The organism is Pseudotamlana agarivorans, assembly GCF_018860245.1.
GTDB lineage: Bacteria > Bacteroidota > Bacteroidia > Flavobacteriales > Flavobacteriaceae > Pseudotamlana > Pseudotamlana agarivorans_A.
Genome location: NZ_JAHKPD010000008.1, coordinates 206,552 through 233,349, shown reverse-complemented (window position 1 = coordinate 233,349; position 26,798 = coordinate 206,552). Strand labels below are relative to the sequence as shown.

Here is a 26,798-nt window from a genome sequence, read left to right as displayed (position 1 = left end):
TTCTAAAACATAAGTCTCCAAATTTGAGCCACTAAAAAGCACACTACAAATCCTAAAATAATTGGCATAATAGAAGCCACAGCAGTCCATTTGGCACTATTAGTTTCTTTGTAAATGGTATAAATTGTGGTACTACATGGGTTGTGTAGTAAACTAAAAAGCATCAAGTTAATCGCCGTTAGGAGTGTCCACCCTCCAGCTTTCAAAATATCACCCGTTGCATTTATAGAATCTAACTCAAACATCACACCTGCTCCTGCACCGCCACCAATACCTGTTACCATAACCGTTAACATTAAAATGGTTGGAATTACTATTTCGTTGGCTGGAATCGCTACGATATAGGCTAGTAAAATAACACCATTAAGTCCTAAAAGAAATCCGAAGCCATCCATGCTATGAATCAACCAAGCCGCAATGGTTTCATCACCGATATGAAGGTTAGAAATTAACCAAATAACAGCACCTGCTGGTGCCGCAAAAACAATGGCACGCCATAAAACGATTAAGGTTCTATCAATTAAAGAGGTGTATATGGTTTTCCAAAAACGTGGCGGTCTGTACGGCGGTAATTCTAAATTAAAGGTGGATACTTCACCTTTTAGAACCGTTTTAGACAAGGCCCACGATACGCCAAACATAAAGGCCATACCTAAAACAGCAATACCAATTACGGCCAATAAAGAGGCAAAACTAGACATCGATTCTGGAACTACAGCACCAATAAAAATAGTGGCTATTAAAATTTGTGTAGGCCAGCGCCCGTTGCACAAAGAAAAGTTATTAGTTATAATCGCAATTAATCGCTCTCTAGGGCTATCAATAATACGTGTAGCTACAACACCTGCTGCATTGCAACCAAAACCCATACTCATGGTTAAAGCCTGCTTACCATGCGCTCCAGATTTATTAAATAAGGCATCTAAATTAAAAGCCACACGTGGTAGATAACCAAAATCTTCTAAAAGCGTAAACAGGGGGAAAAATATAGCCATTGGCGGCAACATCACGGCAATTACCCATGCCACAGCAAGGTAAACACCATCAATTAGAAAACCTGCAAGCCACCAAGGCATATTAATGTTTTCGGCGCCACTTTGTAATAAAGGGTGAATGGTATCTAGAAATAAGGTAGCCAACATGGAAGACGGGTAATTAGCACCAATAATGGTTAGCCAAAGCACCGTCCCTAGTATCAAAAACATGATGGGAAACCCAAAATATTTACTCGTTACAATTTTATCGATTTTGGTATCTAATCGAAATCGTTTATCAGAATCACTTGTTTTAACGGTGTCTTTAACAATATCGGCGGCGTCTGCATAGATACCTTCGGTAAGGTTATCATGAAATTCGTCGCCAATTTGCCAACGTAATTCGTTTGATAACTCTATTATATTTTCAATGTTATTCTCTTTCATAAGCTTGCGGCATTAAACAAATTCTCCCGATTTTAAAGCTTTAATAATTTCTTTATCGCCTTCTAACAAGCGAAAAGCAATCCAGCGGCTGTTTGGAATGTTTGGGAATTCCTTTTCAATTTCGGCAGTTAAGGTTTTAACGGCTTTTTCAATGTTTTCCGGCACATTCTTAATTCGATGCGGCTTGCACACTATTTGTCCGCTTGCAATTTCACTCACCGTTTGAATCAACTCTGGAATCCCTTGGTTGAATCGCGCACTGGCAGGCACGACAGGAATTCCTAAATCTTTGGAAAGCGTACGCACATCAATTTCAACTTTATTTCGTTTGGCTTCGTCCATTAAGTTTAAACACAGAACGGCTTTATCGGTAATTTCTAAAATTTGAAGCACGAGATTTAAGTTACGCTCCAATCTATTAGCATCAACCACTATAATGGTCACATCAGGTTTTCCGAAGAGAATAAAATCACGTGCTGTCGCTTCATCTTCTGAAGTTGATAGCAGTGAATACGTTCCCGGAAGATCGACCAACTTGTACTTTTGGGTATTGTATTCAAATCCACCTTCAGCGCGCATCACGGTTTTCCCTGGCCAGTTTCCAGTATGTTGTCTTAAACCAGTTAAAGCATTGAAAACAGTACTTTTTCCTGTATTGGGATTTCCTGCCAAAGCCACAACAAAATCAAAGTTGTCGGTTTGAATCCCTAATTTCTTTAAACCCTCTTTATTAAAATGAGAACAGGTTTCGCAAGCTGTATTTACTTTCGTTTCCATAGTTTAATCTTTTTTAATTAGGATTTTTGCGGCTTGATCATTCCGTAAAGCAATAGAAGTCCCTTTAATTAAGTAAGCGTTTGGCTGCCCCAGCGGGTTCACCAAATCGATACCAACGGTAGACCCTTTCACGAAACCAAGATCCAACAGCCTTCTTCTACTTTCGCCTCTACTTTCTCTTGAAATTCCAATAATTTTAGCGGTTTCATGTTCTGCTAAACTCGATAATCTAGCAATATTATCTTCTACAATAACTTCTTTTTCAATTCGAGCTACTGTTAAATTAGCCGCTACAATAGGCGCCAACTTAAACTCCTCACCTTCCGACCTAAAAACAATTCTAGTGGAATTATTTTCAATGACTTTTAGCATGGATCCCATATGAATGTTTTCGGCTAAAATTTGCTTATAAATAATATCAGGTTCATCTTCAATATGTGTAATTCTACCCACAGCACCAACAGGTAATTTTGGCAATTCTACACCGTTAACTTGTGCCATTTTCCCAGTTCTTGTTGGAATCGGGTCGCCATGGGGATCAAACTTAGGGTTACCCAATTGTACAGATAGTGCCTCGGCATCATCGTGGGATAACTTATGCTCCATAGATTCCGCTCGATCGTGCCATTCTAATTTATTGAAGCCTGTTTTATCAGCTAAATAACGCTCCCAAAGACGGTGCACACGAACAATGCGTAGTGCGTAATCTCTACCTTTTTCGGTAAGTTTTAAAATATCAGATTCAAAGTAAATTAAATCGTTGATGGTCATTTTTTTAATGGCTTCAACAATACGGCCATTATTAAAATCGAGCACCTGAACCAATGTTTTCATATCCACTTTATTATCTGAATTCTCAAAATGATAAAGCTGTTTCAGAACATCTTCAATAATCACTTTCTCGTTACTTCTAAAATTCTTTTTCAGCAACCAAAACCAGCCTTTAACTGGTCTAAAAAAAACATAAAGTAAACCCACAATAATAAAGAAAATGACTAGTGCCGATATGGGATTATAGTGATTCATATTATAAGCTTATGTATAAGTTTTTAGCAACATCGCTAGAAATAATCATTTTTTGCGATGCGATTTCTATGGTTAGAGAATTATCAAAAGGTTCAAAATCTACAACCTTAATTGTATCTCCCAAAGCTAAATTATTCTTGTTTAAGTATCTTAAAAACACATCCGACGAATCTTTAACCTGCGCTAAAACACCTTCATTTCCAGGTTTTACCTCTAAAATATTCACGCTTTTCACTGGCGAATAATTCCCATCTTTATCAGGAATGGGATCACCATGCGGGTCATGAGTTGGAAAACCTAATAAGGCATCCAATTCATTTACTAATTTAAGAGATTTTATGTGCTCCAACTGTTCGGCCACATCGTGAACCTCATCCCAAGAGAAGTTTAATTTTTCAACTAAAAACACTTCCCATAAACGGTGTTTTCTAATAACTAGAGCCGCAGCTAATTGCCCAGATTCTGTTAATGTTACGCCTTGATATTTTATGTAATTAGCCAAGTGTTTCTCGGCCAATTTCTTAATCATATCGGTAACCGAGGATGCTTTAGAATCGATTTTTTCAGCAATGGCATTCGTACTAACAGCCACAGTACCTTGTTTCCCTAAATGGTAAATTGCCTTTAAATAATTTTCTTCTGAAAGTGTAACCATAACATTAAAATTCAGTCAAATATACGAAATTTCAATAGGTGTTAAAAATATTTTTAGATAAGACTAAAAACCGAAATCAATAGTACTTACTCCCTCCCCCCAATCAAATAACCCTCTGAAGATTTATTTAGAATAATTTTCCTACATTTATAACATGGCAGAACATAATAAACTTGGAGAGAAAGGCGAACAACTTGCTGTCGATTACCTCTTAAAAAACAACTATGAGATTATTGAACGCAATTACCGCTTTGGTAAATCTGAAATTGATATTATCGCCAAAATAAAAGATACGCTGGCTGTCGTGGAAGTTAAAACACGCTCTACAGTCGAATTTGGAAACCCTCAAGATTTTGTAAAGCCGAAACAAATTCAGCGCATGGTTTACGCCATTAATCATTATGTGACCAAAAACGATTTAGATGTTGACGTTCGATTTGATATCATTGCCATTGTGAGAACAGGTAAAACCTTCCAAATTGAGCATTTAGAAGATGCCTTTTATCATTTTTGAAAGATTTTGAGTTTCAGGTTTTAGGTTTAAAATTTCAAGTTGTCATGCCGAAATTTTACTTAATAATGTAAAGTGAAAAATTGACATTATTAGAAGTTAAAAACCTGTAGTATAAGCAAATATTAAAGTTCCATTAGGTATCGGTTAAATACTTCAACGCGAAAGCATCATTCAAAAAACGCCACTAAATCCTCAATATGATCTGGCTTATCAACAATCACTTTATTTTTATCTAAAATAAAATAAGTTGGTGTGCTAACAACACCATAGGCATTTCCTATTTTGTTCTCCCATTTTCCTTTTCCGTAAACATGAATAAAATTTGGGTAATCCTTAATCACATTTTTCCAATTTTCTATTTCGGCTTCGTCTTCTAAACCAATGGCGATCACTTTTACAGCGCCTTTTTCTAGTTGATTAGTAAAAGACTTTAACTGCGGAATTTCATCTAAGCAATGCGAACACGAACTGCTCCAGAATACAATAACATAATTTTCGGCACCGGATAATTCACTTAATTTTGTGCTGATTTTTTTATCTTTTTCACCATTAGTTATCGTGAAATTTGGTGCTTTATTTCCGTTGGAAATGTTTCTGTATAATTTTAAAGCTTTAATTAATTCTTCATCTTTCAGAACCGTTGCTATCGCTACTAAATACGTTTCAGAAATATAATTGGCTACAGCCTCTTGTTTTAAATCGACCATTTCCTGCCACAAATCGAATAAAAGCAAGCGCTTAATTTCATTAGGTGCATCAAGCATCGCCTCACATAAAACATCAATATTTGCTTTGTAGTTTTCAACCTCATCTAAATCCTTAGAAGTAATTCCAAAAACATAACTCAACATTTTCTCTTCCAGAAAACTAGAACTCTGTAATATTGGGTTTTTAAAATCTACATAATCAAAATAATGTGCTTTTAGTTTAGCAATATAATTTGTTGCTGTTAGTGCCTTAGTGGGCACAATTGGCTTATTAGCTTTTATGAAATGCAGCGCTATGGTGTTTTTAGCAGCCTTTTCAAAACTCAATTGGGTCTCTTTTTGCGTTTTAAAAATGGCATTTAACGCCGTGGTATCCTTAGATTTACTGGTGTAAAAATTTGTAATACTTTGGATAACCATAGCCATACTATTATGGTAGGAAGCAAGTAATTTATTTTCGTTAGATTTCAGGAATTTCACACCCGTTTCCGAATTAAATTTAAGTTCAATATCTTCTTTATTATTGTAAATGATATCGAAATTAAAATCCTCTTGAGGTACTGCATACACCAAACGATACATCCCTTTGGTAGCAGTAGAATCTAACTGAAACGTGAAACTTCCATCTTTTTGAATTTCTTGGCTAGTTACATATTCAGAAATCGATGGTTTTACCTTATATAATAAGGCGATATTATAATCGGCTGCTGGAGCAAAAACACCTTTTATGGTATGCTGACCTAGAAGTATCGATGGAATTAAGAGGGCTAATAAAAGTAATGATTTCAAAGTGATAGTCTTTTTATTTTGGTTTCTCCTTTTTTATGGGAGTAATATTTTTTGATCTTCAACAATTCATTTACGTCTTTAAACCAGCAAACGGACGACTAACACAATAAATCTATTAATGCATAATAGGTTTTAATGCTTCTAAGGCCTGTTTTACCGTTTTAATTTTATCGAAAGTTATCATTAATCTCAAACCATTTCGGGTTTGTTTTTCCTTCATTTTACAAGCATTCGGATGTGTTTGCACGAACATGAGAACTTTAGTAAAACTCGAACTCTGATAAAATCGACTTTGTTGATCGTTGATAAAATAACCGATTAGCTTCCCTTGTTTCATAATGACTTTTTCAAAGCCAATTTTAGTCGCCAACCATTTTATTTTAACACTGTTTAATAGATCGACAACCTGCGTTGGTAACTCACCAAATCGATCAATTAAATCCTTCTCAAAGATATGCAATTCATCCTCTGATTTTAAATTATTTAGCTGCGTGTATAAATTTAATCTTTCAGCAATATTATTCACATAATCATCTGGAAAAAGTAGCGAAAAATCGGTATCGATCGTGACATCTTTTACATAAATTTTATCTGCTTCCGGCTCATCATATAAATCCTTAAATTCATTTTCTTTAAGTTCTTCGATGGCTTCATTTAGAATTTTCTGATAGGTATCGAAACCAATATCATTCATAAACCCACTTTGCTCGCCACCCAACAAATCACCAGCACCACGAATTTCAAGATCCTTCATAGCAATATTAAAGCCGCTACCCAATTCTGTAAATTGCTCTAAGGCTGTGATACGTTTACGAGCGTCATCGGTCATTGCCGAATATTCTGGAGTTATAAAATAACAAAAGGCTTTTTTATTACTACGCCCTACACGACCACGCATTTGGTGTAAATCACTTAGCCCAAAATTATTGGCATTGTTTATAAAAATGGTATTGGCATTAGGCACATCCAATCCACTTTCAATAATAGTAGTACTTACCAAAACATCGAAAGCACCATCCATAAAGGCTAACATGAGTGACTCTAATTTTTTACCATCCATTTGGCCATGACCCACAGCAATTTTCGCATCGGGCACCAAACGCTGAATCATACCAGCGACTTCTTTAATATTTTCAATACGATTATGAATGAAGAATATTTGTCCGCCACGCTCTATTTCATAACTCACGGCATCTCTAATGGTTTCTTCGGCAAAACGAATTACGTGACTTTCTATGGGGTATCTATTTGGTGGTGGTGTGGTTATAACCGACAAATCTCGTGCGGCCATAAGACTAAACTGAAGCGTTCTAGGTATAGGAGTTGCCGTTAGTGTTAACACATCAACGTTATCTTTTAGGGTTTTTAATTTCTCTTTTACAGCAACGCCAAACTTCTGCTCTTCATCAACAATAAGCAATCCTAAATCTTTAAACTTTACATTTTTGTTTACCAATTGATGGGTTCCAATAATGATATCGACTTTTCCTTTCTCAAGGTTTTCAAGGGTTTCACGCTTTTCTTTAGCCGTTCTAAATCGGTTCACATAATCGACTGTAACAGGAAAATCCCGTAAACGTTGTTTAAACGTTCGTGAATGTTGATAAGCCAAAATGGTTGTTGGCACTAGCACAGCCACTTGTTTGCCATTATCTACCGCTTTAAAGGCTGCACGAATGGCCACTTCGGTTTTACCAAACCCCACATCGCCACAAACTAAGCGATCCATAGGACGTTCGCTTTCCATGTCCAATTTAATATCGGCCGTTGCTGTACTTTGGTCTGGCGTATCCTCATAAATAAAAGAAGCTTCCAGCTCGTGCTGCATGGAACTATCAGGTTTATATTGATAGCCTTTTTCGGTTTTACGTTTGGCGTAAAGTTTTATTAAGTTAAAAGCAACATGTTTTACACGGGCTTTAGTTTTCTGTTTTAAGGTCTTCCAAGCGGTACTTCCTAATTTATAAATCTTAGGCGCTTTACCATCTTTTCCGTTAAATTTTGTGATTTTATGTAAAGAATGAATGCTTAAATATAGTACATCGCGCTCGCCATAAACCAACTTAATCGCTTCCTGTTTTTTGCCTTCAACATCTATTTTTTGAAGTCCGCCAAAACGCCCAATACCATGATCGATATGCGTGACATAATCACCAATATCAAGATTAGTGAGCTCTTTTAAAGTAATCGCCTGCTTTTTAGCATAGCCGTTTTTAAGCTGAAATTTATGATAACGTTCAAAAATTTGATGATCGGTATAACAAACTATTTTGTTATCATGATCAATAAACCCTTGGTGCAAGGACAATACAGTAGTTTGATAGGCTACTTCCTCTTCAGCGTCATCAAAAATATCATGAAAACGTCTGGCTTGTTGTTCGCTTACACAAGCAATATAATTGGTGTAACCTTTATCATGTTTGCTATTTAAATCTTCAATCAACAAATTGAATTGTTTATTAAAAGATGGTTGAGGCGTCGTTTCAAAATCGATGGTCGTATACGGCTTCGAATTGCTTGACATGACAAAGGAATTACCAAATTCAATAATAGAAAAATCTAAAAGTTGACGTTTTAGTAATTTCGAGTCGCAAAATAAGGCTTCTGGTTTGGCGTGTTTTATATCTTCGGAAAGGGTCTTGAAGGCCTCTTCAGCTTTTCCATAAAAATCATCTATCCTAGAAAATAATAAATCGGCATTTTTTATACCTACCACGGTTTTTTGAGCCATATATTTCAAGAAACTTTGTCTGCTTTCTTGCATTAACTTATTCGCGACATTCGGAATAATATTAATTTTTTTAATCTGCTCTATGGAAAGTTGAGTTTCTACATCGAAAGTTCTGATACTATCAACCTCATCGCCAAAAAATTCGATACGGTAGGGTTCATCATGGGAAAATGAAAAGACATCCACAATACCACCTCGTACCGAAAACTCCCCAGGTTCGGTTACAAAATCGACACGTTTAAACTTATACTCGAACAAAACCTCATTAACAAAATCGATTGATAAATTATCATTAACTCCAACTTTTAAGGTGTTTCGTTCCAGTTCCTTGCGTGTCACTACCTGCTCAAAAAGCGCATCGGGATAGGTGACAATGATGGCAGGTTTTTTTTGTGAGTTTATACGATTTAGCACCTCTGCTCGTAAAAGCACATTGGCATTATCGGTTTCTTCAATATCGTAGGGTCTTCTGTAGCTTCCTGGATAAAATAACACGTCTTTGTCTCCACAAAGTTGCTCCAGGTCGTTTAAATAATGTGCGGCTTCTTCCTTATCATTGAATATTAATAAAAAAGGCTTTTTAGCATCCTTAAAAACACTTGATATAACAAAAGATAAAGCAGAACCAACAAGGCCTTTTAAATGTGTCTTACTTATAGATTGGGCAATAGCATTTTGCAGATTTTGAGTTTGCAAAGCCTGGGCATAAGATTTAGAGAGGGTAGATTTACTCACTTAAAATATTTTCATTTTGAATTATACCAATAATATCTTATAAAACGATTAAAATTGGTACTGCAAATATAAGTAGCATATTGTTATTCTGAAATTTAGAAAACCTAAGTTATTAATTATTTAATATAAATTTTATGCTTTTTATCGAGTAAAAATTTAACCTTAATAGCTTTTTTAATCAATTTGGTCGATTAAATCAAAAAAAATGCTTACCCTTCCCAACATTATGTTAAAAGTTTAAAAAAAAGGTATTATCCTTGTATAACAATTAATCCCTCTAATGAAATCTGTAACATCAACATTACTAATAGACGACGATAAATTCACAAGTTTTTACAATGAAAAGATTGTAAAAAAGCACAATAAATTTGGCGAAATCATCTCGTTAAATAGTGCCAAATCAGCTTTAGAATATTTAGAAGAAGCCATTGCTGGAAAAGCATTAAAGCCCGACGTAATTTTTCTAGACATTAATATGCCCGCGATGAATGGTTGGGAGTTTATTGAAGCTTATAAAGAATTGGATACCAAATTTACAGATGACATTAAAATTATCATGTTAACAACCTCCTCTAATCCAAAGGATAAAGAACGATCGCAAACCCTAAATGAAATAACAGATTACATTAACAAACCACTTTCCCTCGCCATATTAGATAACATTATTGAAGATTTAATACCCTGTAAAACCTCATAAAAAAGATTCACTACCCTAGTTATTACCTCTTGAAGATTTTTATGTTGTTCTACAGGACAAACTAAACTACCGCATGCGCATAAAAATTTGTCTATACTTAATAACCTTACTAAGTTTACTATCGGGGCAAATTTTAAGTGCTCAAGACCGAGCTACTTTATCTGGAAATGTATCCGATGAATTTGGCAAACTTCCTGGAGCACTTATAACCATTGAAGGCACAACCATACAAACTACCACTAATATTCAAGGCAATTACACTTTAAATCTAGAAGAAGGCCATTATGTGGTTACTGCATCCTTTATCATGTACCAATCTAAAAGTGTCGCAATTGAAGTCAATGTAGGGGATGCCCTGGTTACAAATTTTATTCTAGAAACGGGATTTTCGGCCGATGAACCTGTTTCTTTAGGAACACGTTCCAGGCCACAATCGGCTTTAGAAACCACAGTACCCATAGAAATCATAACACCTGAAGAAATTAGCGGCTCTTCCCATTTCGAATTAACAGAAATACTACACTATTTATCTCCGTCTTTTCATTCTACAAACCAAACCATTTCAGATGGTACAGATCACATCGATCCTGCTACATTACGAGGCTTAGGTCCTGATCAGGTTTTGGTTTTAATTAACGGAAAACGGCGCCACACCAGTTCCATGTTAAATGTTAATGGAACAATTGGACGAGGGACTGTAGGTACCGATTTTAATGCCATTCCGGTATCGTCCATCGATCATATAGAAATTTTAAGAGATGGTGCAACCTCACAATATGGTTCTGATGCTATTGCGGGCGTAATTAATATTGTGCTTAAAAAACAAACAGACATTATTAATATCGATTCTAGAATAAAATCTAATGTTGAAGGAGACGGTGTAACGAGCTATTTTGGTGCTAATTTCGGATTCAAAATTGGCAATACTGGCTATATCAATATCACAGGTGAATTTAGAGATCGCAAAGCCACAAATAGAGCAGGTAACTACACAGGAAATGTTTACGATTCTGATGATGCTATAGACGAACAATTAATAGAACAAAATAATTTCTTCGGAAAAACAGGCTATAACGATAGGCAGGTCATGGAAATAGGAAGTGCTGCAGTACGAAATTCGGCAGTTTCTTTCAATGGTGAACTTTCTATTTTCAAAAAAGCAAACCTTTATTTCTTTGGTGGTCGAAACTCCAGAGAAGGAACCTCGGGAGGGTTTTATCGATTTCCAAACGAACCGGATCGAGTGATCGAAGAACTTTTTCCTGATGGATTTTCTCCAAGAATTATCACGAACATTCAAGATAATGCGCTTACTATAGGTCTTAAAGGTGAAAAAAATGCGTGGAATTTGGATTTTAGTCATTCAATAGGAAACAATAATATTGATTTTACAGTAAGCCATTCAAACAATGCCTCCTTAGGGGTGCGCTCCCCTAAAGTTTTTAAATCGGGAGGGTATTTCTACAAACTCAATACTACGAACATAGATATCGATAAAGAGTTCGATTACCTAAAAGGCTTAAGTGTAGCGTTTGGAGGTGAAATTCGAGTAGAAGGTTATGAAATTATTAGCGGTGAAGAGGATTCTTATATTGATGGTGGCGATACGTTTTTTGATGAAAACGACATTGAAAGACCAAGACTCATTGGCGCTCAAGTTTTTCCTGGCATTCAACCTTCCGACGAGTTGATTCGTATAAGATCTAATGCCTCGGTCTATGCCGATTTAGAATTAAAACCTTTTGAGCCCCTTTTATTAAAAGCAGCATATCGATTTGAATCTAATAACGATTTTGGAGAAAATTCAGTTTGGAAACTTTCAGGACGTTATTTACTAAACAAAAATATCTCTTTCCGTTCGAGTTATTCAACAGGTTTCAGGGCACCATCATTACACCAAGTTTATTTTCAAAAAATAAGCACGCAATATTTTGATGGAGACATTAGTCAAGTGGGCACATTTAATCATGAAAGTTCATTAATTACCGATGTCTTTAAGGTTAACCAATTAACCCCAGAATTGTCTAAACATTTTAGTTTAGGTTGGAGTTCTAAGTTTAATAACAAATTCACCTTTACCGCAGACTACTACAACATTAGTATTAAAGACCGTATTATTTTATCTGGAGGTTTTGGTGCAGGATACCTATCAAAACTAGCACCATACAATGTTACTACTGCCCAGTTTTTTGTAAACGCTATCGATTCCAAAACTTATGGTTTTGAAACCTCATTTTCATATCAAGATAAATTAGGAAGTGGATTATTTAACGGAAATATTTCTGCCAACCTGATGAAAACCAAGGTGACCTATGTAAATAAAAATAGTGTTGAAAACGGGGATTTAGAGACCTTGTTTAACCGAGAGGAACGCTCTAGAATTGAATCGGCACAGCCTAATTTTAAAATAAACTCATACTTTCAATATGAAATAAAAAGTTTTAAATTTAATCTGGTAGGCACCTGTTTTGGAAGTGTAGACTACCTTCACCCAGACGATGGCGACCCAATTAATTGGCAAAGCAATATGTATACAGGAAATATTGAGACTAGAGATCAAACTTTTAGTCCGAAATTTGTCACCGATTTATATATCGCTTACCGAGTGGCAGATTTTTTAGAAGCCACCGTAGGTTGTAATAATATTTTTAACGTGTACCCAGATAAACACACGCATTCGAGTAACACCAATGAGGGAAGTTTCACTTACAGCCGCCGCGTTCAACAATTCGGAGTGAATGGCGCTAACTATTTTTTAAAACTCTTATTACGTTTATAAATTAATGAGGATTCATACATTAAAATATTTTTTTATTTTATTCTTCCTTTCTTGGGTGCATCAAGCAACTTCTCAATCCACTTTAAACGTACAAATAAAACGGGTTAAGCGCGCGCTTTTTATTTTCAATATATCTGAACAAATTCAATTTAACGATACAAACACAAGCCCCGATTTCATTATTGGTGTTCTTGGAAAGGACCGCACCAGTATTGATTTGAAAGGATTGGCTCAAAAACGCCAAATTAAAAATAAATCCGTTAGAATTATAAACTTTGCGAGCATTAAGGATATCACCGATGTTGATGTGGTTTATGTAAATTCTAATAAAAACTTCGGTATAGATTATATACTTCATAAAATCTCAGGCAACAATACCTTACTCATCACAGAAGATTTTCCTTTTAATTCGTCGATGGTTAACATTGTAAATATTGGTGAAGATTTTCAGTATGAAATCAATGAAGACCTCCTGGCAAAAAACAACCTAACCCCTTTACTCTCTTTAAAGCAAAATGCCATTTCTACTATTGAAAAATGGAAACAACTCTTTCAAGACACCGAAGAAAAACTAGAAGAAACCCAAGAAGCTCTAGAAATTGCCAAAGATGACATTAAACATAAGGATGAAGATATTACCGTCCAGAAGAAAACGATAAACACCATTAACTCTCAAATAAATAAGCAAAAGAACGTTTTAAACAACCAAAAATCTGAGATTAATGAATTACTATCCTTATCGGAATTTCAAAAAAAGAAATACTCTGAAAAATTAACCATCGAAAAAGAGTTAGAAGCTCGTATTTTAAAACAAATCGATTCTTTAAAAGAAAAACAAGCCTTTATAGATCTTACCAATAATACCATTGCTTCACAAGCGAAAATTTTAAAAAACCAAAAACAAGAAATAGATTCTAAAGCAGAAAAAATTAACAATATAAACACCAATTTAAACACCCAAAAAACAGTTAATTACTTGCTTCTTGCGCTACTAATTCTATTCCTTATAGCAGCCATTTTACTCTATAGAAATTATGCTTCGATTAAATTTCTAAACAAAGATTTACAGGAAAAAAACAACGATATTTTTAATAAGTCATTAGAAATTGCTTCAAAAAATAAAGAACTCGAGGAGTTTGCATACATCACAAGTCACGATCTTAAAGAACCATTAACAACCATTTCTGGACTAATAGATTTGCTTCAGGACGATTATAAAGACAAACTTGATGAAGATGCTATTATTAGCATGAACTTTATAAGCAAGTCAAGTAATCGAATGAGGAACCTTATTGACGCCTTATTGAATTATTCTAGGCTTGGAAAAGCTAAGGAAAAATCGGAAATAAACTGCAACACGTTAGTTGCTGATATTATTAGTGATTTGGATAACGCCATCCACCGCAATAAAGCCACTATTCAATATCAAGATTTACCAACGTTAAGAGCCAGTCAAATAGAACTGGTTGTACTGTTTCAAAATTTAATAAACAACGCCATCAAATTTAAAAAAGCAGACGTTGATCCTATTATAAATATCTCATGTAAAACCACGATTCCCGAACTTCAAACACAGGTATTTTGGCAGTTTGAAATCACCGATAACGGCATTGGAATTAAAAACAAGCACAAGGATAAAATATTTGCAATTTTTCAGCGGCTTCATTCCAGAGAAACCTATGAAGGTACAGGGATTGGATTGGCTTTTTGTAAAAAAATTGTGGAGACCCTTGGTGGGCAAATTTGGTTTGAATCTACTATAAATCAAGGCACTACTTTTTTCTTCACGATTCCGAAATAAGAAATTTAATTGCGTTATAAATTTACTTTCTATTAACAAAAAAAGCAGCGAACTTTAATTATATTTGTTTTTAAACTAAACTGATAAAAAATGTCAATTTCAAAATTATTTGATAGTGGTTTCAAACAGCGCAATGAGAACCATTTTGCTTCTATAGTTCGTGTAGCCATGGACGACGGTATAATTACAGCAGAAGAACAAGCTTTTTTAGACCGCTTAGCGCACAATTTAAATATTCACAAGGAAAAATATATTACGATTTTAAAAGACTATAAATCGCACCCTATAAACCCACCAACATCTTACGAAAAACGTTTAGAGCGTTTATACGATTTGGCGCGTATGGTACATGTCGATCAAATTAAAGGCGACCCCGAACACCGTATTTTACATAAAATAGGTGTTGGTCTTGGCTTTCATGCTGTAAACGTGAAATACATTGTAGATAAGGCCTTAACCTTGGTTCAAAATGGTGTCGATTTAGAAACTTTTATCGATCAAATAAAAAATATGAATCAATAAGATTCTTTTTATTTGGTTAACCCGAAAAAAGTATGAAAGAAGCATCTTTCTGTGATTTGTGAGATTCCTAAATTCCTCAGAATGACAAAAAACTCATGAGCTATAATTACAGATATGCAAATATCATTTCTAGCTTAAATTTAAAAAAATGGCTGTCTATAATTTGATTTCGACAGCCATTTTTTATTTATGTAATTTTAATTGAATACGCTTTCGCGGAACATCAACCTCAAGCACTTTTACAATAATTTGCTGATGTAAACTCACGTGTTCATTAACATCTTTCACGAAACTATCTGCTAAATTAGACACGTGAATCAAACCGCTTTCTTTTATACCAACATCTACAAAACAACCAAAATTGGTAATATTATTTACAATACCCGGCAATAATTGTCCTTCGCGTAAATCGTTAATCGTTTTTATATTCTGATTGAAGGTAAACACTTTAGCCTGTTCACGAATATCCAACCCAGGTTTTTCCAGCTCTTTAATAATATCTTCTAAGGTCAATAAACCAACCGTTTCTGTACAATACTGTTTTATATTGATTTTTTTAAGTGCCACAGCATTCCCGATCAAATCTTGAACCGACTGCCCTAAATCCCGCGCCATTTTAGTTACAATGGTATAACTCTCGGGGTGCACTGCCGAGTCATCCAACGGGTTTTTAGCATCTTTAATTCTTAAGAAGGCGGCACCTTGCTCAAAAGCTTTTCCGCCTAAGCGTGGTACTTTTTTAATTTCATTTCTTGAGGTGAACACCCCGTTTTCTTGTCGGTAATTAAAAATATTTTCTGCTAATTTAGAACCAATGCCCGATACGTAGCTCAGTAGTGATTTACTGGCCGTATTGATATTTACGCCAACCGCATTCACGCAGTTTTCTACAACGACATCCAGTTCTTTTTGAAGCTTGGTTTGATCCACATCATGCTGATACTGCCCGACACCAATAGATTTAGCATCAATCTTTACCAATTCGGCTAAAGGGTCTTGCAAACGCCTACCTATGGACACCGAACCACGTACGGTCACATCGTAATTAGGGAATTCTTCTCGCGCTATTTTTGAGGCTGAATAAATACTCGCTCCCGCTTCACTAACCACAAATACCTGTACATCATTTTTAAAATGTACCTTACGAATTAAAGCTTCTGTTTCCCGTGAAGCCGTTCCGTTTCCAATAGCAATAGCTTCAATTTTATAAGCATCGGCTAATGAACTTATCTTCTTCATGGCCCCCATACTATCACTTTTAGGCGGGTGCGGATAAATGGTTTCGTTATATTTTAACTGGCCTTGCGCATCTAAACATACCACTTTACATCCCGATCGAAATCCTGGATCGATACCCATAACACGTTTTTCTCCCAAAGGCGACCCTAGCAACAATTGCTTTAAGTTTTTAGCAAATACAGAAATGGCAGATGCATCGGCTTTATCTTTCGCTGTTTGAAGCGCTTCATTAACAAGCGACGGTAACAATAATCGTTTATAAGCATCTTTAATGGCCAGTACTATTTGTTCCGCGCAAGCGTTATGAGACCTTACGATACGCTGCTCTATTTTATCCAAGGCACGATCATCATCAATAGTTACTTTAACACGAATAAAACCTTCTTTTTCAGCTCTAGAAATCGCTAAGAAACGATGTGATGGCATCCGACTTAGATTTTCTTCCCAATCGAAATAATCTCTAAATTTCTGCGCATTTTCATCATCGACCTTAGTTTTTATCACTTTCGTGGAAATCATAGCGAAACGCTCCAGCTGGTAACGTATATTATTCCGAATATCACTACGCTCATTAACCCACTCAGAAATAATATGCCGCGCCCCTTCTAAAGCGGTTTCAGCAGAATCAATATCACCTTTCACATACTTGTAGGCAATCGATTCAATATCATTAGCATTCTGACTCATGATGATTTTAGCTAAAGGCTCTAATCCGTTTTGTCTGGCTTTTTCAGCTTTGGTTTTTCGGCTCTTTTTAAAAGGCAGGTATAAATCTTCAAGGGTGGTTAAATCGTTGGTCGCTGCAATTTTCAGCTTCAACTCTTGAGTTAAAACCTCCTGTTCTTCTAAGGCTTTTAAAATGGCCTTTTTTCGTTTTTCTAGGGCTTCAAATTGTTCTTTGTATTTAACGATGTCACCAATTTGAACCTCATCTAAATTACCCGTAACTTCTTTACGATAGCGGGAAATAAACGGAATGGTGCAATCTTGATTTAAAAGATCTACCGTATTTTCAACCGATGATTCCTGAATTTGAGTGTGTTGAACTATATATTTTATCATGAATATTAACGAACTAATTGAAGGCTAAACTAAAGAATTTTAATTTTAAATCGCAATGAAATATCTCCAACTGAGATTTAAAACGCTTACCCAATTTATTTACAAACCAATTAACGTTCGATCGTTCGAAATGTAAGGTTTATTCGTGGTGTTTTTACTTTTTTAGTAGGCGGTAATCGGTGTAACCAATGGGTTTGAGTTTTACCTTTCATTTCTAGCAAACTCCCTCTTTCTAAAACCAAATCAACCTTTTGGTTTGTGGTTTTATGTTTAAAGGAAAATTTGCGTTCTGCCCCAAAGCTTAACGACCCAATAGATCCGAGTTTTTTCAAGTCTTTTTCAGCATCGCTGTGCCAAGCCATACCTTCATCGCCGCTATGATATAAGTTTAGTAAACAAGAATTATAGGTTTCTCCAGTTTTATGTTCAACCAGCCTTTTAAGTTCTAAAAGGACTTTATTCCACGGTAAGGCACGTTTGGTTGTTTTTGAGTAGGTGTATTCAAAGGGTTCATCGCCATACCAAGCCACTTTCCTTTTGGTGATGATTAGTTTTCCAAAAATGATAGCTTCGTCGTGGTTCCATGAAATTTCTTTTAGCAATTGGTTATAATAATTAGAAATATTTTTTTCTGCGATAACCTTACCATAATAATTCACCACACCATCATAGGGTAAAATATTCGATACAAGATCATTATTAAACAAGTCCATTTATTGAATTTTGAAGCTGAAAACTAGATATGTAAAGATATAAAGTCTGTCGTTAATTATAATATGAGCTCTTGAATCGTTAAAATGGGTGAGATTCCAGCTTAGTTTTGATTAGCAGCAAAGTAAAGCTCTAGTATTTTTTTATACTATCGCTTAACTTAATGGCCACCAGTTGCAAACTGGCGGTAACGGAGTATAAACTTGCTGTAGCGGAGCAAGTCGTGCTAACCATCTCCGAATCACAAACTTGAATTAGCTTAAAAAAACTTTCATTAAACAGGCCACCTCGCTGCCCGCTGCCGCTACGTCTGTGACTAGTGGCTTCAAAATTTTTAATCTAGCATATTTAAAACAGCAACATTCCAGTTTAGATTAGCAACAAAGTAAAGCTCTAGTTTTTTTTGCTATCGCTTAACTTAATGGCCAACAGTTGCAAACTGGCGGTAACGGTGGTTTTAAAAACCTGAAGAGGCTTTCTTTTATACCTTAAAACATAAAACCTGTTAGCAGTTTTAACCGCTAACAGGTTTTTAATTTACACGGTATAAATAAGCAAAGCTATTTACGCCCCGCTGCCGCTACGTCTGTGACTAGTGGCTTCAAAATTTTTAATCTAGCATATTTAAAACGGCAACATTCCAGCTTAGTTTAGATTAGCAACAAAGTAAAACTCTAGGTTTTTTTGCTATCGCTTAACTTAATGGCCAACAGTTGCAAACTGGCGGTAGCGGTGGTTTTAAAAACCTGAAGAGGCTTTCTTTTATACCTTAAAACATAAAACCTGTTAGCAGTTTTAACCGCTAACAGGTCTTTAATTTACACGGTATAAATAAGCAAAGCTATTTACGCCACTTTCTTTATTAAATCGAAACAAGGGCATTTTTTACAACGCTTGTTTTCGCCTTTTTTAAATTTTTTACAACAGCTACTTTTTACTTTTTCAGGAAGTTCAACTCCTAATTTGCGTAATTTTTTTTCTGCTTTTTTTTGCTTTTTCTTACCCACAATACTGTAACACGGTTCGTTATCGCGGACAAATATATGTTATTTTAATTAAATCTAAATAAGGTTAAATGTTAAAATTTAAATTTGAGGCCCAGAAGCAGCCGCAGTTGTTACCGTTAGGTTTTCAATATCTCTATCGAATAAGTATAAACCACCTTTATCATCGCCAATCATATTAATTTTATCTAGGATGGTACGCGCAACAGCTTCTTCTTCTATTTGTTCGGCTACATACCATTGTAAGAAGTTATGGGTAGCATAATCTTTTTCTTGTAAACTAATATGCACCAATTCGTTGATGCTTTCGGATACAAAAACTTCATGTTCGAATAATTTTTCGAACATTTCCTTAATAGACGCGAAGGTAACATTAGGTGCATTTAATTCTGAGATTTTTGCATGCCCCCCACGCTCGTTCACAAACTTTACAAGCTTGAGCATATGCTCACGCTCTTCATCAGATTGTGCATACATAAAATTGGAAATACCTTCAAGACCTTTAACTTCGGCCCAACATGCCATAGCTAAATATATTTGAGATGACTCTGCTTCTATTCGTATTTGTGAGTTTAATGCGTTTTCTATCTTTTTTGATAACATAATGGTTCGTTTTTATGTAAAGTTAAAAATTTCTTCATTTAATATGGAATGAGAAATTACTTAATTAATAAATTATAATAAGTCTTAATTAAAGTTGTTGCAAAAAGAAATCCACTAAAAAATACATTTTAGTGGACTTCCTTAATTTTTTTATAAAGTCTGGTTTTCTTAATTTCCAGCTTCTTGCTTAGCATCTTTAATCATGTCATCATTTGGCAAAATAACAATGTTCACACGTCTGTTTTCTGCACGACCTTCAGCTGTATTGTTATCTGCAATTGGTTGCTCTTCACCAAACCAGTGTGTTGTTAATCTGTTTGAACTCACACCATTTTGTTTTAAAAATCCAGTTACCGCATTGGCTCTATTTTTTGATAAAGTCATATTGTAATTCGCGTCCCCTTGACTATCGGTATGTCCTACAACCAATAAGTTAGTATCTGGGTGATCTTGAAAGATTCCTACTAATTTATTTAATGTTTCTTGAGATTCTGAATTGATATTGTATTTATTAGTAGCAAAATACACACCACTTCCATCCTCGAAAGTCACAACAATACCTTGCTCAACACGCTCTACTTGTGCGCCTGGGACTTCTTGCTCAATTTGTTGGGCTTGTTTGTCCATTTTGTTTCCAATAATAACACCAGCACCACCACCAATGGCCGCACCGATGGCTGCTCCTAATTCACTGTTACCATGACCTACATTGTTTCCAATAATAGCTCCTAATAAAGCTCCACCTACAGCACCAATGGCCGCAGCTTTTTGTTTGTTATTTGCATTATCTACTGCTTTACAGTTCACAAATGATACTAGCGTTAGTACTGCTAACAATACAATGGATGTTTTTTGAATATATTTTTTCATATTATTTTTTGTTGAAAGATTAATTAGATTAAAATGTATAACATGTTATTTAATGTGATCAATTATCTTGAAAATTGCCAAGTAATTGTAAGTGAATTTTCCTCTTCTTCGACATTAACAGTTTGTGCTAGGGTCAATGAAGTTTCTGACATAGATACTAAGTTAAAACGAAAACCGCTATTGGTTAAAGATTTTCCACGAGCATCAGTAGGCTTTAATAAGAAATTTTGCCCATCTACCGTGAAAATAAAATTACGAATTCCATTATGACACTCTGCATCTCCTTCAATAGAATAGCTTCCGGTATTGTTGTTAGGAATAAAATTCCAAGCACTACCTTCAAAACATTCCTTAGTGGCTTCATTTAAAAGGGTCACATTAAATTCAGCATCCTCACTATAGGTAATAGTGTTAAGGGTCCAATTACCTTTAATTACTTTTTTCTTAGCTGGACTTGGACTAGCAGCTGTTTGAGTTGAATTACAAGCCACAAGAAGGCTTAAAGTCATTAATACGAGTACTATTTTTTTCATGGATTAAGATTTTATAAGTTATAGAAAACACCATTAATGAAGCATTCTCAATTTAAACTTATTTGTTTACAACATATAAATATACTATAATTTACGGTAATTTAAATACAGAGCCGTACCAAAAAGCAATAGCGTTAAAATTAAAATTTAACGAGCTTATAATGACCTTCTTTCATGTTCAAATACCCATAAAGCAAATTCTCGTTATGATAAAATACATCTTCATTAGTGCAGTATTTTTTCAATTTGCCGTAAGCTTTTATTTTTTCAAAAATATTGTTACCACTGGCCTCTGCCACATGTTCATAATTAGCATCTAAACTTGTTCTAAAATAAGTAGATTTTGAACTAGAATATGCCGTGTAACTGGCACCAACTGGATTTAGAGTTATTGCAACACTACCAAGAGTACCTACAACCATAGGGACTCCGCCCACACCACCAACTCCACCTACACTACCAACTCCACCTACCATCATGGGCATACTTTGGCTAATTTCTTTAGAGCCTCCAACGGTTAAATGAAACAAGCCACCAATCTTATAAGCACTGACTCCTACATTCGCAGAAGATATTTTACGCAAAAACTTAGAAGTTTCATCGAAAGTTCTAGTGGTTACCCAAGGTACAGCTGTTAATCCTTCTTGGGTAATTATAGAGTTTCTAATGGCGATAGGGTGGTTTTTATGGTATCGAAACGTTTGTAGCACACTATCGTTCATTGATTTTATTGTCAAGCACATTTCTAGATTGGAACTGGCTATTTGAAACAATGTACCATCAACATAATACGAATTCTTTCTTTTGAAATTACTAACCTTGCCCTTAGGGTAAGCAAAGGCTTTTTCTTGGATGCTAAAATCAGTCAAATTAATAACCAACATACCAGTCGCTTCGCTTTTCCTAGAATCAAAAGTAAAGAATAACTGATCGTCTTCACGATAAACCTTTGTTCTTTCAGAGGCCAATTCAATACTATTTGGAACCGTATTGGCAATTTCTGTAATAAAATTTTCTCCTTTACTGGCCCAATCATCCAAGCCAAATTTATCTAAATCATTAATCTGTTGCCCTTTTTGTAAATCTAAAGCATGCCTTTTTATCAACTTTAATTCGTCATTATCGGTCAACTCACGAATAATAAGTTCATCATCTGAATTAGAAGATAAAAAGTAAATTTTATTCTGATAATTAATTGTTTTAATAGGGGCTTCTTTAGGCAAGTCAACCTTAAACTCGCGCACAAGCTGGGTTTTTGTTGCAAAATCAACAGTGAAAACACAAAATTTATTACGATTAGCAGTAGAAAACACCAAACTATATTGATCGCCTGAAATCTTGGTACCTACGGCTTCGTTGTACTTCTTTCTTTTTTCAGAATCAAAGCTAAAATGGACTTTCTGCTTAAAATTGGTATCAAACAAATAAGCTTGAATGGCTTTCTTTTCCTTTATAAAAAGCGCCCAATCTTTAGTGACTTGATTAGAAATAGAAAACACCTCTTTAGTTAACATTTTTGATTTTTGCGCAAATTCAAAATCTAAAACAACTTCTTGGCTAGACACTTGAAAAACACAAAACAAAAAGCAGGTAAAAACTCCGATAAACGCTTTCATAAAATGGTCTTAACTTATTTGTAAACCATTTGGAATATTAGCTTCATCTGGGTTTACAAACACCAATTTACCTTCGGCGTTTTCGGTCATTAAAATCATACCTTCACTTTCAACGCCACGTAAAGCTCTTGGTGCTAAGTTGACTAAAACCGTTACTTGTTTTCCAACGATTTCTTCTGGTTTAAAGCTTTCAGCAATACCAGAAACGATCGTGCGCACGTCAATGCCTGTATCGACCTTTAGCACTAGTAATTTTTTAGCCTTTGGCATTTTTTCAGCTTCAATAATCGTCCCAACACGTAAATCTAATTTCGTAAAATCATCGAACGTGATGGTATCCTTTTGAGGCTCTACCACTTTATTGGCAGCTTCGTTGGCTTTTTTGCTCGCTTCTAACTTATCTAGTTGTTTCTGAATGGTTTCATCTTCAATTTTAGAGAATAACAATTCAGCTTTACCAATTTTATGACTTGCGGAAAGCAGCACCTCCTTAGTTGTAACTTCATTCCATTGAGAAGCTTCCTCAAGATTCAATATGCCTTTTAATTTTTCTGAAGTAAATGGTAAAAATGGCTCACTTAAAGTCGCTAAAGCTGAAGCTATTTGGAGCGCGACATACATGATAGTTCTCGTACGCTCTTCATCCACTTTAATAACTTTCCACGGTTCAGCGTCAGCTAAATATTTATTTCCTAAACGGGCTAAATTCATAAGTTCTTGACCGGCTTCTCTAAAACGGTAGCGCTCAATTGAACTTGAAATCACAGCTGGATAAGCTTTTACAGCAGCTAAAGTTTCTTCATCTACCGCCTCAAAATTGGCTGGTGCTGGCACTTCACCTTCGTAATATTTATTAGTTAAAACCACCACTCTATTGATAAAGTTACCAAAAATGGCTACTAATTCGTTGTTGTTTCTGGCTTGAAAATCTTTCCAGGTGAAATCATTATCCTTGGTTTCAGGAGCATTTGCTGTTAACACATAACGTAACACATCTTGCTGCCCAGGAAACTCTTCTAAATATTCTGGTAACCAAACGGCCCAGTTTTTAGACGTTGATAATTTATTACCCTCTAAGTTTAAAAACTCGTTGGCTGGTACGTTATCTGGCATAATATAGCTGCCTTCGGCTTTTAACATCGCTGGGAAAATAATGCAGTGAAATACAATATTATCTTTCCCTATAAAATGCACCAATTTGGTGTCTTTGTCTTTCCAGTAAGGCTCCCAGTCTTTTCCTTCGCGAGCGGCCCACTCCTTGGTAGATGAAATATAACCTATAGGCGCATCAAACCACACGTAAAGCACCTTGCCTTCGCCACCTTCAACAGGCACTGGAATTCCCCAATCTAAATCTCTGGTTACCGCTCTAGGGCGTAAACCATCATCAATCCATGATTTTACTTGGCCGTAAACATTAGGCTTCCAATCTTTTTTATGACCTTCTAAAATCCATTCTTTTAAAAAGGCTTCGTGCTTATCTAAAGGTAAAAACCAGTGTTTTGTTTGTTTTAAAGTAGGCACATTACCGGTTAATGCTGATTTAGGATTAATTAAATCGGTTGCATTATGGCTGGTACCACAATTTTCACATTGATCGCCATAACTTTCTTCGTTACCACATTTTGGGCAAGTACCAACCACAAAGCGATCGGCTAAAAACTGATTGGCTTGCTCGTCGTACAACTGCTCGGTGGTTTCTTCAATAAACTCCCCTTTATCGTATAATGTTTTGAAAAACTCTGAAGCCGTTTCATGATGAATTGGCGCAGAAGTACGTGAATAATTATCGTAAGTAATTCCGAAATCTTCAAAGGATTTTTTAATAATCGCATGGTATTTATCGACGATATCTTGAGGTGATACCCCTTCATTTTTCGCCTTAATTGTAATAGGCACACCATGCTCATCACTACCACCAATAAAAGCAACATCGTTACCTGTTAAGCGCAAATAACGCACATAAATATCGGCAGGAACGTAAACGCCTGCTAGATGCCCGATATGAATTGGGCCGTTTGTATAAGGTAAAGCTGTGGTAACGGTATATCGTTTTGGTGTATTCATCTAATGTAAAATATATTATTAGGTCATTTTTAAAGCAATGACAGGGTCTTAATAAAGCCACAAAAGTAAGCATTTAAGAAGCCATTTAGAAAAAAAATGTACTTTTACATTATGGCAAAAAACCTATTAACAATAAGTCTATTTTGTGCTGTTTTTTTCTTCGGAATGCAAACTATAGTAGCGCAATCTTCAACTTATAAAACACCACAAAGCAGCTTGATACAACCACCATATTTAAAAGCAGGAGATACGGTTGCTATTGTAGCACCTTCAGGAATTTTAAAAAACCGTGTTGGGGAGATTAGAAAAGCCCAGGCCTTATTAGAAAGTTGGGGACTACATTCGGTAGTTGGAAAAGCGGTTTTTAACCAAAATAACCACTTCGCCGGAACCGATAACGAACGTTGTGAAGATTTTCAAAAAGCTTTAGACAACCCAAATATTAAAGCCATTTGGTGTGCGCGTGGCGGTTATGGCGCGGTGCGTATTTTAGATAAATTGAATTGGACGAAGTTTAAAGAAAGTCCGAAATGGGTTATCGGCTATTCCGATATAACAGCCCTACATAGCGATGTACATAATTTAGGGTACCAGTCTTTACACGCCATGATGTGTACGAGTTTACAAGATGCTCCCGAAACCATAAAAGAAACCATTTCTACTTTTAAAGATGCGCTTTTTGGAAGTCCACTTACTTATACTCTAAAAGGATCAACTTATAATAAACCAGGATTGGTTTCAGGGGAATTAGCCGGTGGAAACCTTAGCATTTTACAAACTATGTTAGGTTCTAAATCGAGCTTAGACACCAAAGGTAAAATTCTATTTATTGAAGAAATTGGGGAATACAAGTACCATATTGATCGTTTACTTCAAAGCTTGAAACGTGCTGGTTATTTTGATGATTGTGCTGGGGTTATTATTGGTGATATGACCAAAATCAAGAAAAACACCACACCTTGGGGCAGCTCGATAGAACAACTTATTTTAGATGTTTTGGCCGATTATGATTTTCCTGTAGCCTTTAACATGCATGCGGGACACGCGAAAGATAATCGCGCTTTGATTTTTGGAGATCACATTACTCTAAAAGTGACCAAAGATTCCTCATCTATTGTATTTGAATAATTCGGAAAAAAGCACTTAAAAACCGCGTTCCTTCTGAATTTGCTCGTAAGCAGCTTGCACTTGTCGAAACTTTTCTTCGGCACCTTTTTGATGCGCTGGCCCTAAATGAATTACCTTATCGGGGTGGTATTTTTTAGCCATTTTTCGGTACGCTTTTTTAATAGTATCTACCGAGGCACTTTTGTCAATTTCTAAAACTTTATAGGCCGCATCACCATCATTATAAAACATCGCTTTAATACTTTCGTAATCTCGAGAAGAAATACCAAGGTAAGAAGCTATCTTATGTATTTGATTAACTTCGTTTTCGGTTACATGTCCATCGGCCTTAGCGATTCCGAATAAAAAATGCATGAGTTGCAAACGTGAAGCATGTTCCATCATTTGACGAATTTGTAAACACACCGGACGAATAGACACTTCTTGCTTATTAATATTTTTAAACAGCTTAAAGGCATGATTCGCGCGCTCTTTTCCGTACATACCAACAAATTGCTGACGCACAAAGTCCAATTCGCGCTGATCCAATTTTCCATCAGCCTTAATAACAGATGAGGCTAGAATTAGTAAACTCACTTCAAAATCGCCAGATTGGGTGCGTTGATACGGCGTGCTTCCTTGATTATAAGTCTCTCTTTCAGCAGAAAACGGCCCGCCATCACTTTGAGACATCGAATCTATTAAACTTCCAATGGCTATGCCAATTATAGCACCTATAGGACCTCCCAACGACCAACCAATCGCGCCACCAATCCATTTTGAATAACTCATGTAAGTATCTATTTTGTTAAACGTCAAACTACTATAAATA

General features: G+C 35.5%; 18 protein-coding genes and 1 pseudogene. 6 read left to right on the top strand and 13 right to left on the bottom strand.

What is annotated here, in order from left to right; genetic code table 11:
* Positions 1 to 2: 2 nt before the first annotated feature.
* From feoB to KO493_RS03775, 3 genes and pseudogenes are all read right to left on the bottom strand, one after another.
* Positions 3 to 2,198: pseudogene (feoB, locus tag KO493_RS03785) on the bottom strand (ferrous iron transport protein B).
* Between the two features lie 3 nt (positions 2,199 to 2,201).
* On the bottom strand, positions 2,202 to 3,224 hold the full coding sequence (locus KO493_RS03780) for a metal-dependent transcriptional regulator (protein ID WP_216066616.1): 1,023 nt from the start codon (positions 3,222 to 3,224) through the stop codon (positions 2,202 to 2,204).
* Between the two features lies 1 nt (position 3,225).
* The gene (locus tag KO493_RS03775) at positions 3,226 to 3,879 is read right to left on the bottom strand and encodes a metal-dependent transcriptional regulator (RefSeq protein WP_216066615.1); all 654 of its coding nucleotides are present in this window, start codon (positions 3,877 to 3,879) and stop codon (positions 3,226 to 3,228) included.
* Positions 3,880 to 4,033: 154 nt separating this feature from the next.
* On the opposite strand from KO493_RS03775, the gene KO493_RS03770 reads away from it, so the two are divergent.
* The gene (locus KO493_RS03770; RefSeq protein ID WP_216066614.1) at positions 4,034 to 4,393 is read left to right on the top strand and encodes a YraN family protein; all 360 of its coding nucleotides are present in this window, start codon (positions 4,034 to 4,036) and stop codon (positions 4,391 to 4,393) included.
* 167 nt (positions 4,394 to 4,560) lie between these two features.
* Here KO493_RS03770 and KO493_RS03765 read toward each other — a convergent pair whose 3' ends face one another.
* Entirely contained in the window at positions 4,561 to 5,889 is a 1,329-nt protein-coding gene (locus tag KO493_RS03765) for a peroxiredoxin family protein (protein WP_216066613.1), read from the bottom strand.
* A gap of 115 nt (positions 5,890 to 6,004) precedes the next feature.
* Positions 6,005 to 9,355: a transcription-repair coupling factor gene (gene mfd, locus KO493_RS03760; RefSeq protein WP_216066612.1), complete on the bottom strand. Its 3,351-nt coding sequence runs from the start codon at positions 9,353 to 9,355 to the stop codon at positions 6,005 to 6,007.
* 280 nt (positions 9,356 to 9,635) lie between these two features.
* On the opposite strand from mfd, the gene KO493_RS03755 reads away from it, so the two are divergent.
* From KO493_RS03755 to KO493_RS03740, 4 genes are all read left to right on the top strand, one after another.
* Entirely contained in the window at positions 9,636 to 10,052 is a 417-nt protein-coding gene (locus KO493_RS03755) for a response regulator (RefSeq protein ID WP_216066611.1), read from the top strand.
* 73 nt (positions 10,053 to 10,125) lie between these two features.
* Positions 10,126 to 12,831, top strand: coding sequence for a TonB-dependent receptor (locus tag KO493_RS03750; RefSeq protein WP_216066610.1), 2,706 nt, complete (start codon positions 10,126 to 10,128; stop codon positions 12,829 to 12,831).
* 4 nt (positions 12,832 to 12,835) lie between these two features.
* Positions 12,836 to 14,632, top strand: coding sequence for a YfiR/HmsC family protein (locus KO493_RS03745; protein ID WP_216066609.1), 1,797 nt, complete (start codon positions 12,836 to 12,838; stop codon positions 14,630 to 14,632).
* A gap of 90 nt (positions 14,633 to 14,722) precedes the next feature.
* Complete coding sequence (locus KO493_RS03740; RefSeq protein WP_216066608.1) at positions 14,723 to 15,154, top strand: TerB family tellurite resistance protein; 432 nt, start codon at positions 14,723 to 14,725, stop codon at positions 15,152 to 15,154.
* Between the two features lie 183 nt (positions 15,155 to 15,337).
* Here KO493_RS03740 and KO493_RS03735 read toward each other — a convergent pair whose 3' ends face one another.
* The 7 genes from KO493_RS03735 to metG form a co-directional block, all read right to left on the bottom strand.
* Entirely contained in the window at positions 15,338 to 17,455 is a 2,118-nt protein-coding gene (locus KO493_RS03735; protein ID WP_216066607.1) for a Tex family protein, read from the bottom strand.
* A gap of 110 nt (positions 17,456 to 17,565) precedes the next feature.
* Entirely contained in the window at positions 17,566 to 18,168 is a 603-nt protein-coding gene (locus KO493_RS03730) for an alpha-ketoglutarate-dependent dioxygenase AlkB family protein (RefSeq protein ID WP_216066606.1), read from the bottom strand.
* A 1,083-nt stretch (positions 18,169 to 19,251) separates the two neighbouring features.
* Positions 19,252 to 19,773 (bottom strand): ferritin, encoded by a 522-nt coding sequence (locus tag KO493_RS03725; protein ID WP_216066605.1) that lies wholly within the window; start codon positions 19,771 to 19,773, stop codon positions 19,252 to 19,254.
* A 168-nt stretch (positions 19,774 to 19,941) separates the two neighbouring features.
* Positions 19,942 to 20,643, bottom strand: a complete 702-nt coding sequence (locus tag KO493_RS03720) for an OmpA family protein (protein WP_216066604.1) — start codon at positions 20,641 to 20,643, stop codon at positions 19,942 to 19,944.
* A 62-nt stretch (positions 20,644 to 20,705) separates the two neighbouring features.
* Positions 20,706 to 21,176: a lipocalin family protein gene (locus KO493_RS03715; RefSeq protein WP_216066603.1), complete on the bottom strand. Its 471-nt coding sequence runs from the start codon at positions 21,174 to 21,176 to the stop codon at positions 20,706 to 20,708.
* A 140-nt stretch (positions 21,177 to 21,316) separates the two neighbouring features.
* Entirely contained in the window at positions 21,317 to 22,792 is a 1,476-nt protein-coding gene (locus KO493_RS03710) for a hypothetical protein (RefSeq protein WP_216066602.1), read from the bottom strand.
* Between the two features lie 9 nt (positions 22,793 to 22,801).
* Positions 22,802 to 24,859, bottom strand: coding sequence for a methionine--tRNA ligase (gene metG / locus KO493_RS03705; RefSeq protein ID WP_216066601.1), 2,058 nt, complete (start codon positions 24,857 to 24,859; stop codon positions 22,802 to 22,804).
* Positions 24,860 to 24,970: 111 nt separating this feature from the next.
* Here metG and KO493_RS03700 point away from each other — a divergent pair, with 111 nt between their 5' ends.
* Positions 24,971 to 25,987, top strand: coding sequence for a S66 peptidase family protein (locus tag KO493_RS03700; RefSeq protein WP_216066600.1), 1,017 nt, complete (start codon positions 24,971 to 24,973; stop codon positions 25,985 to 25,987).
* A 15-nt stretch (positions 25,988 to 26,002) separates the two neighbouring features.
* Here KO493_RS03700 and KO493_RS03695 read toward each other — a convergent pair whose 3' ends face one another.
* A complete protein-coding gene (locus tag KO493_RS03695; protein ID WP_216066599.1) occupies positions 26,003 to 26,758 on the bottom strand; it encodes a TerB family tellurite resistance protein in 756 nt (251 codons plus the stop codon).
* Between the last annotated feature and the right edge of the window lie 40 nt (positions 26,759 to 26,798).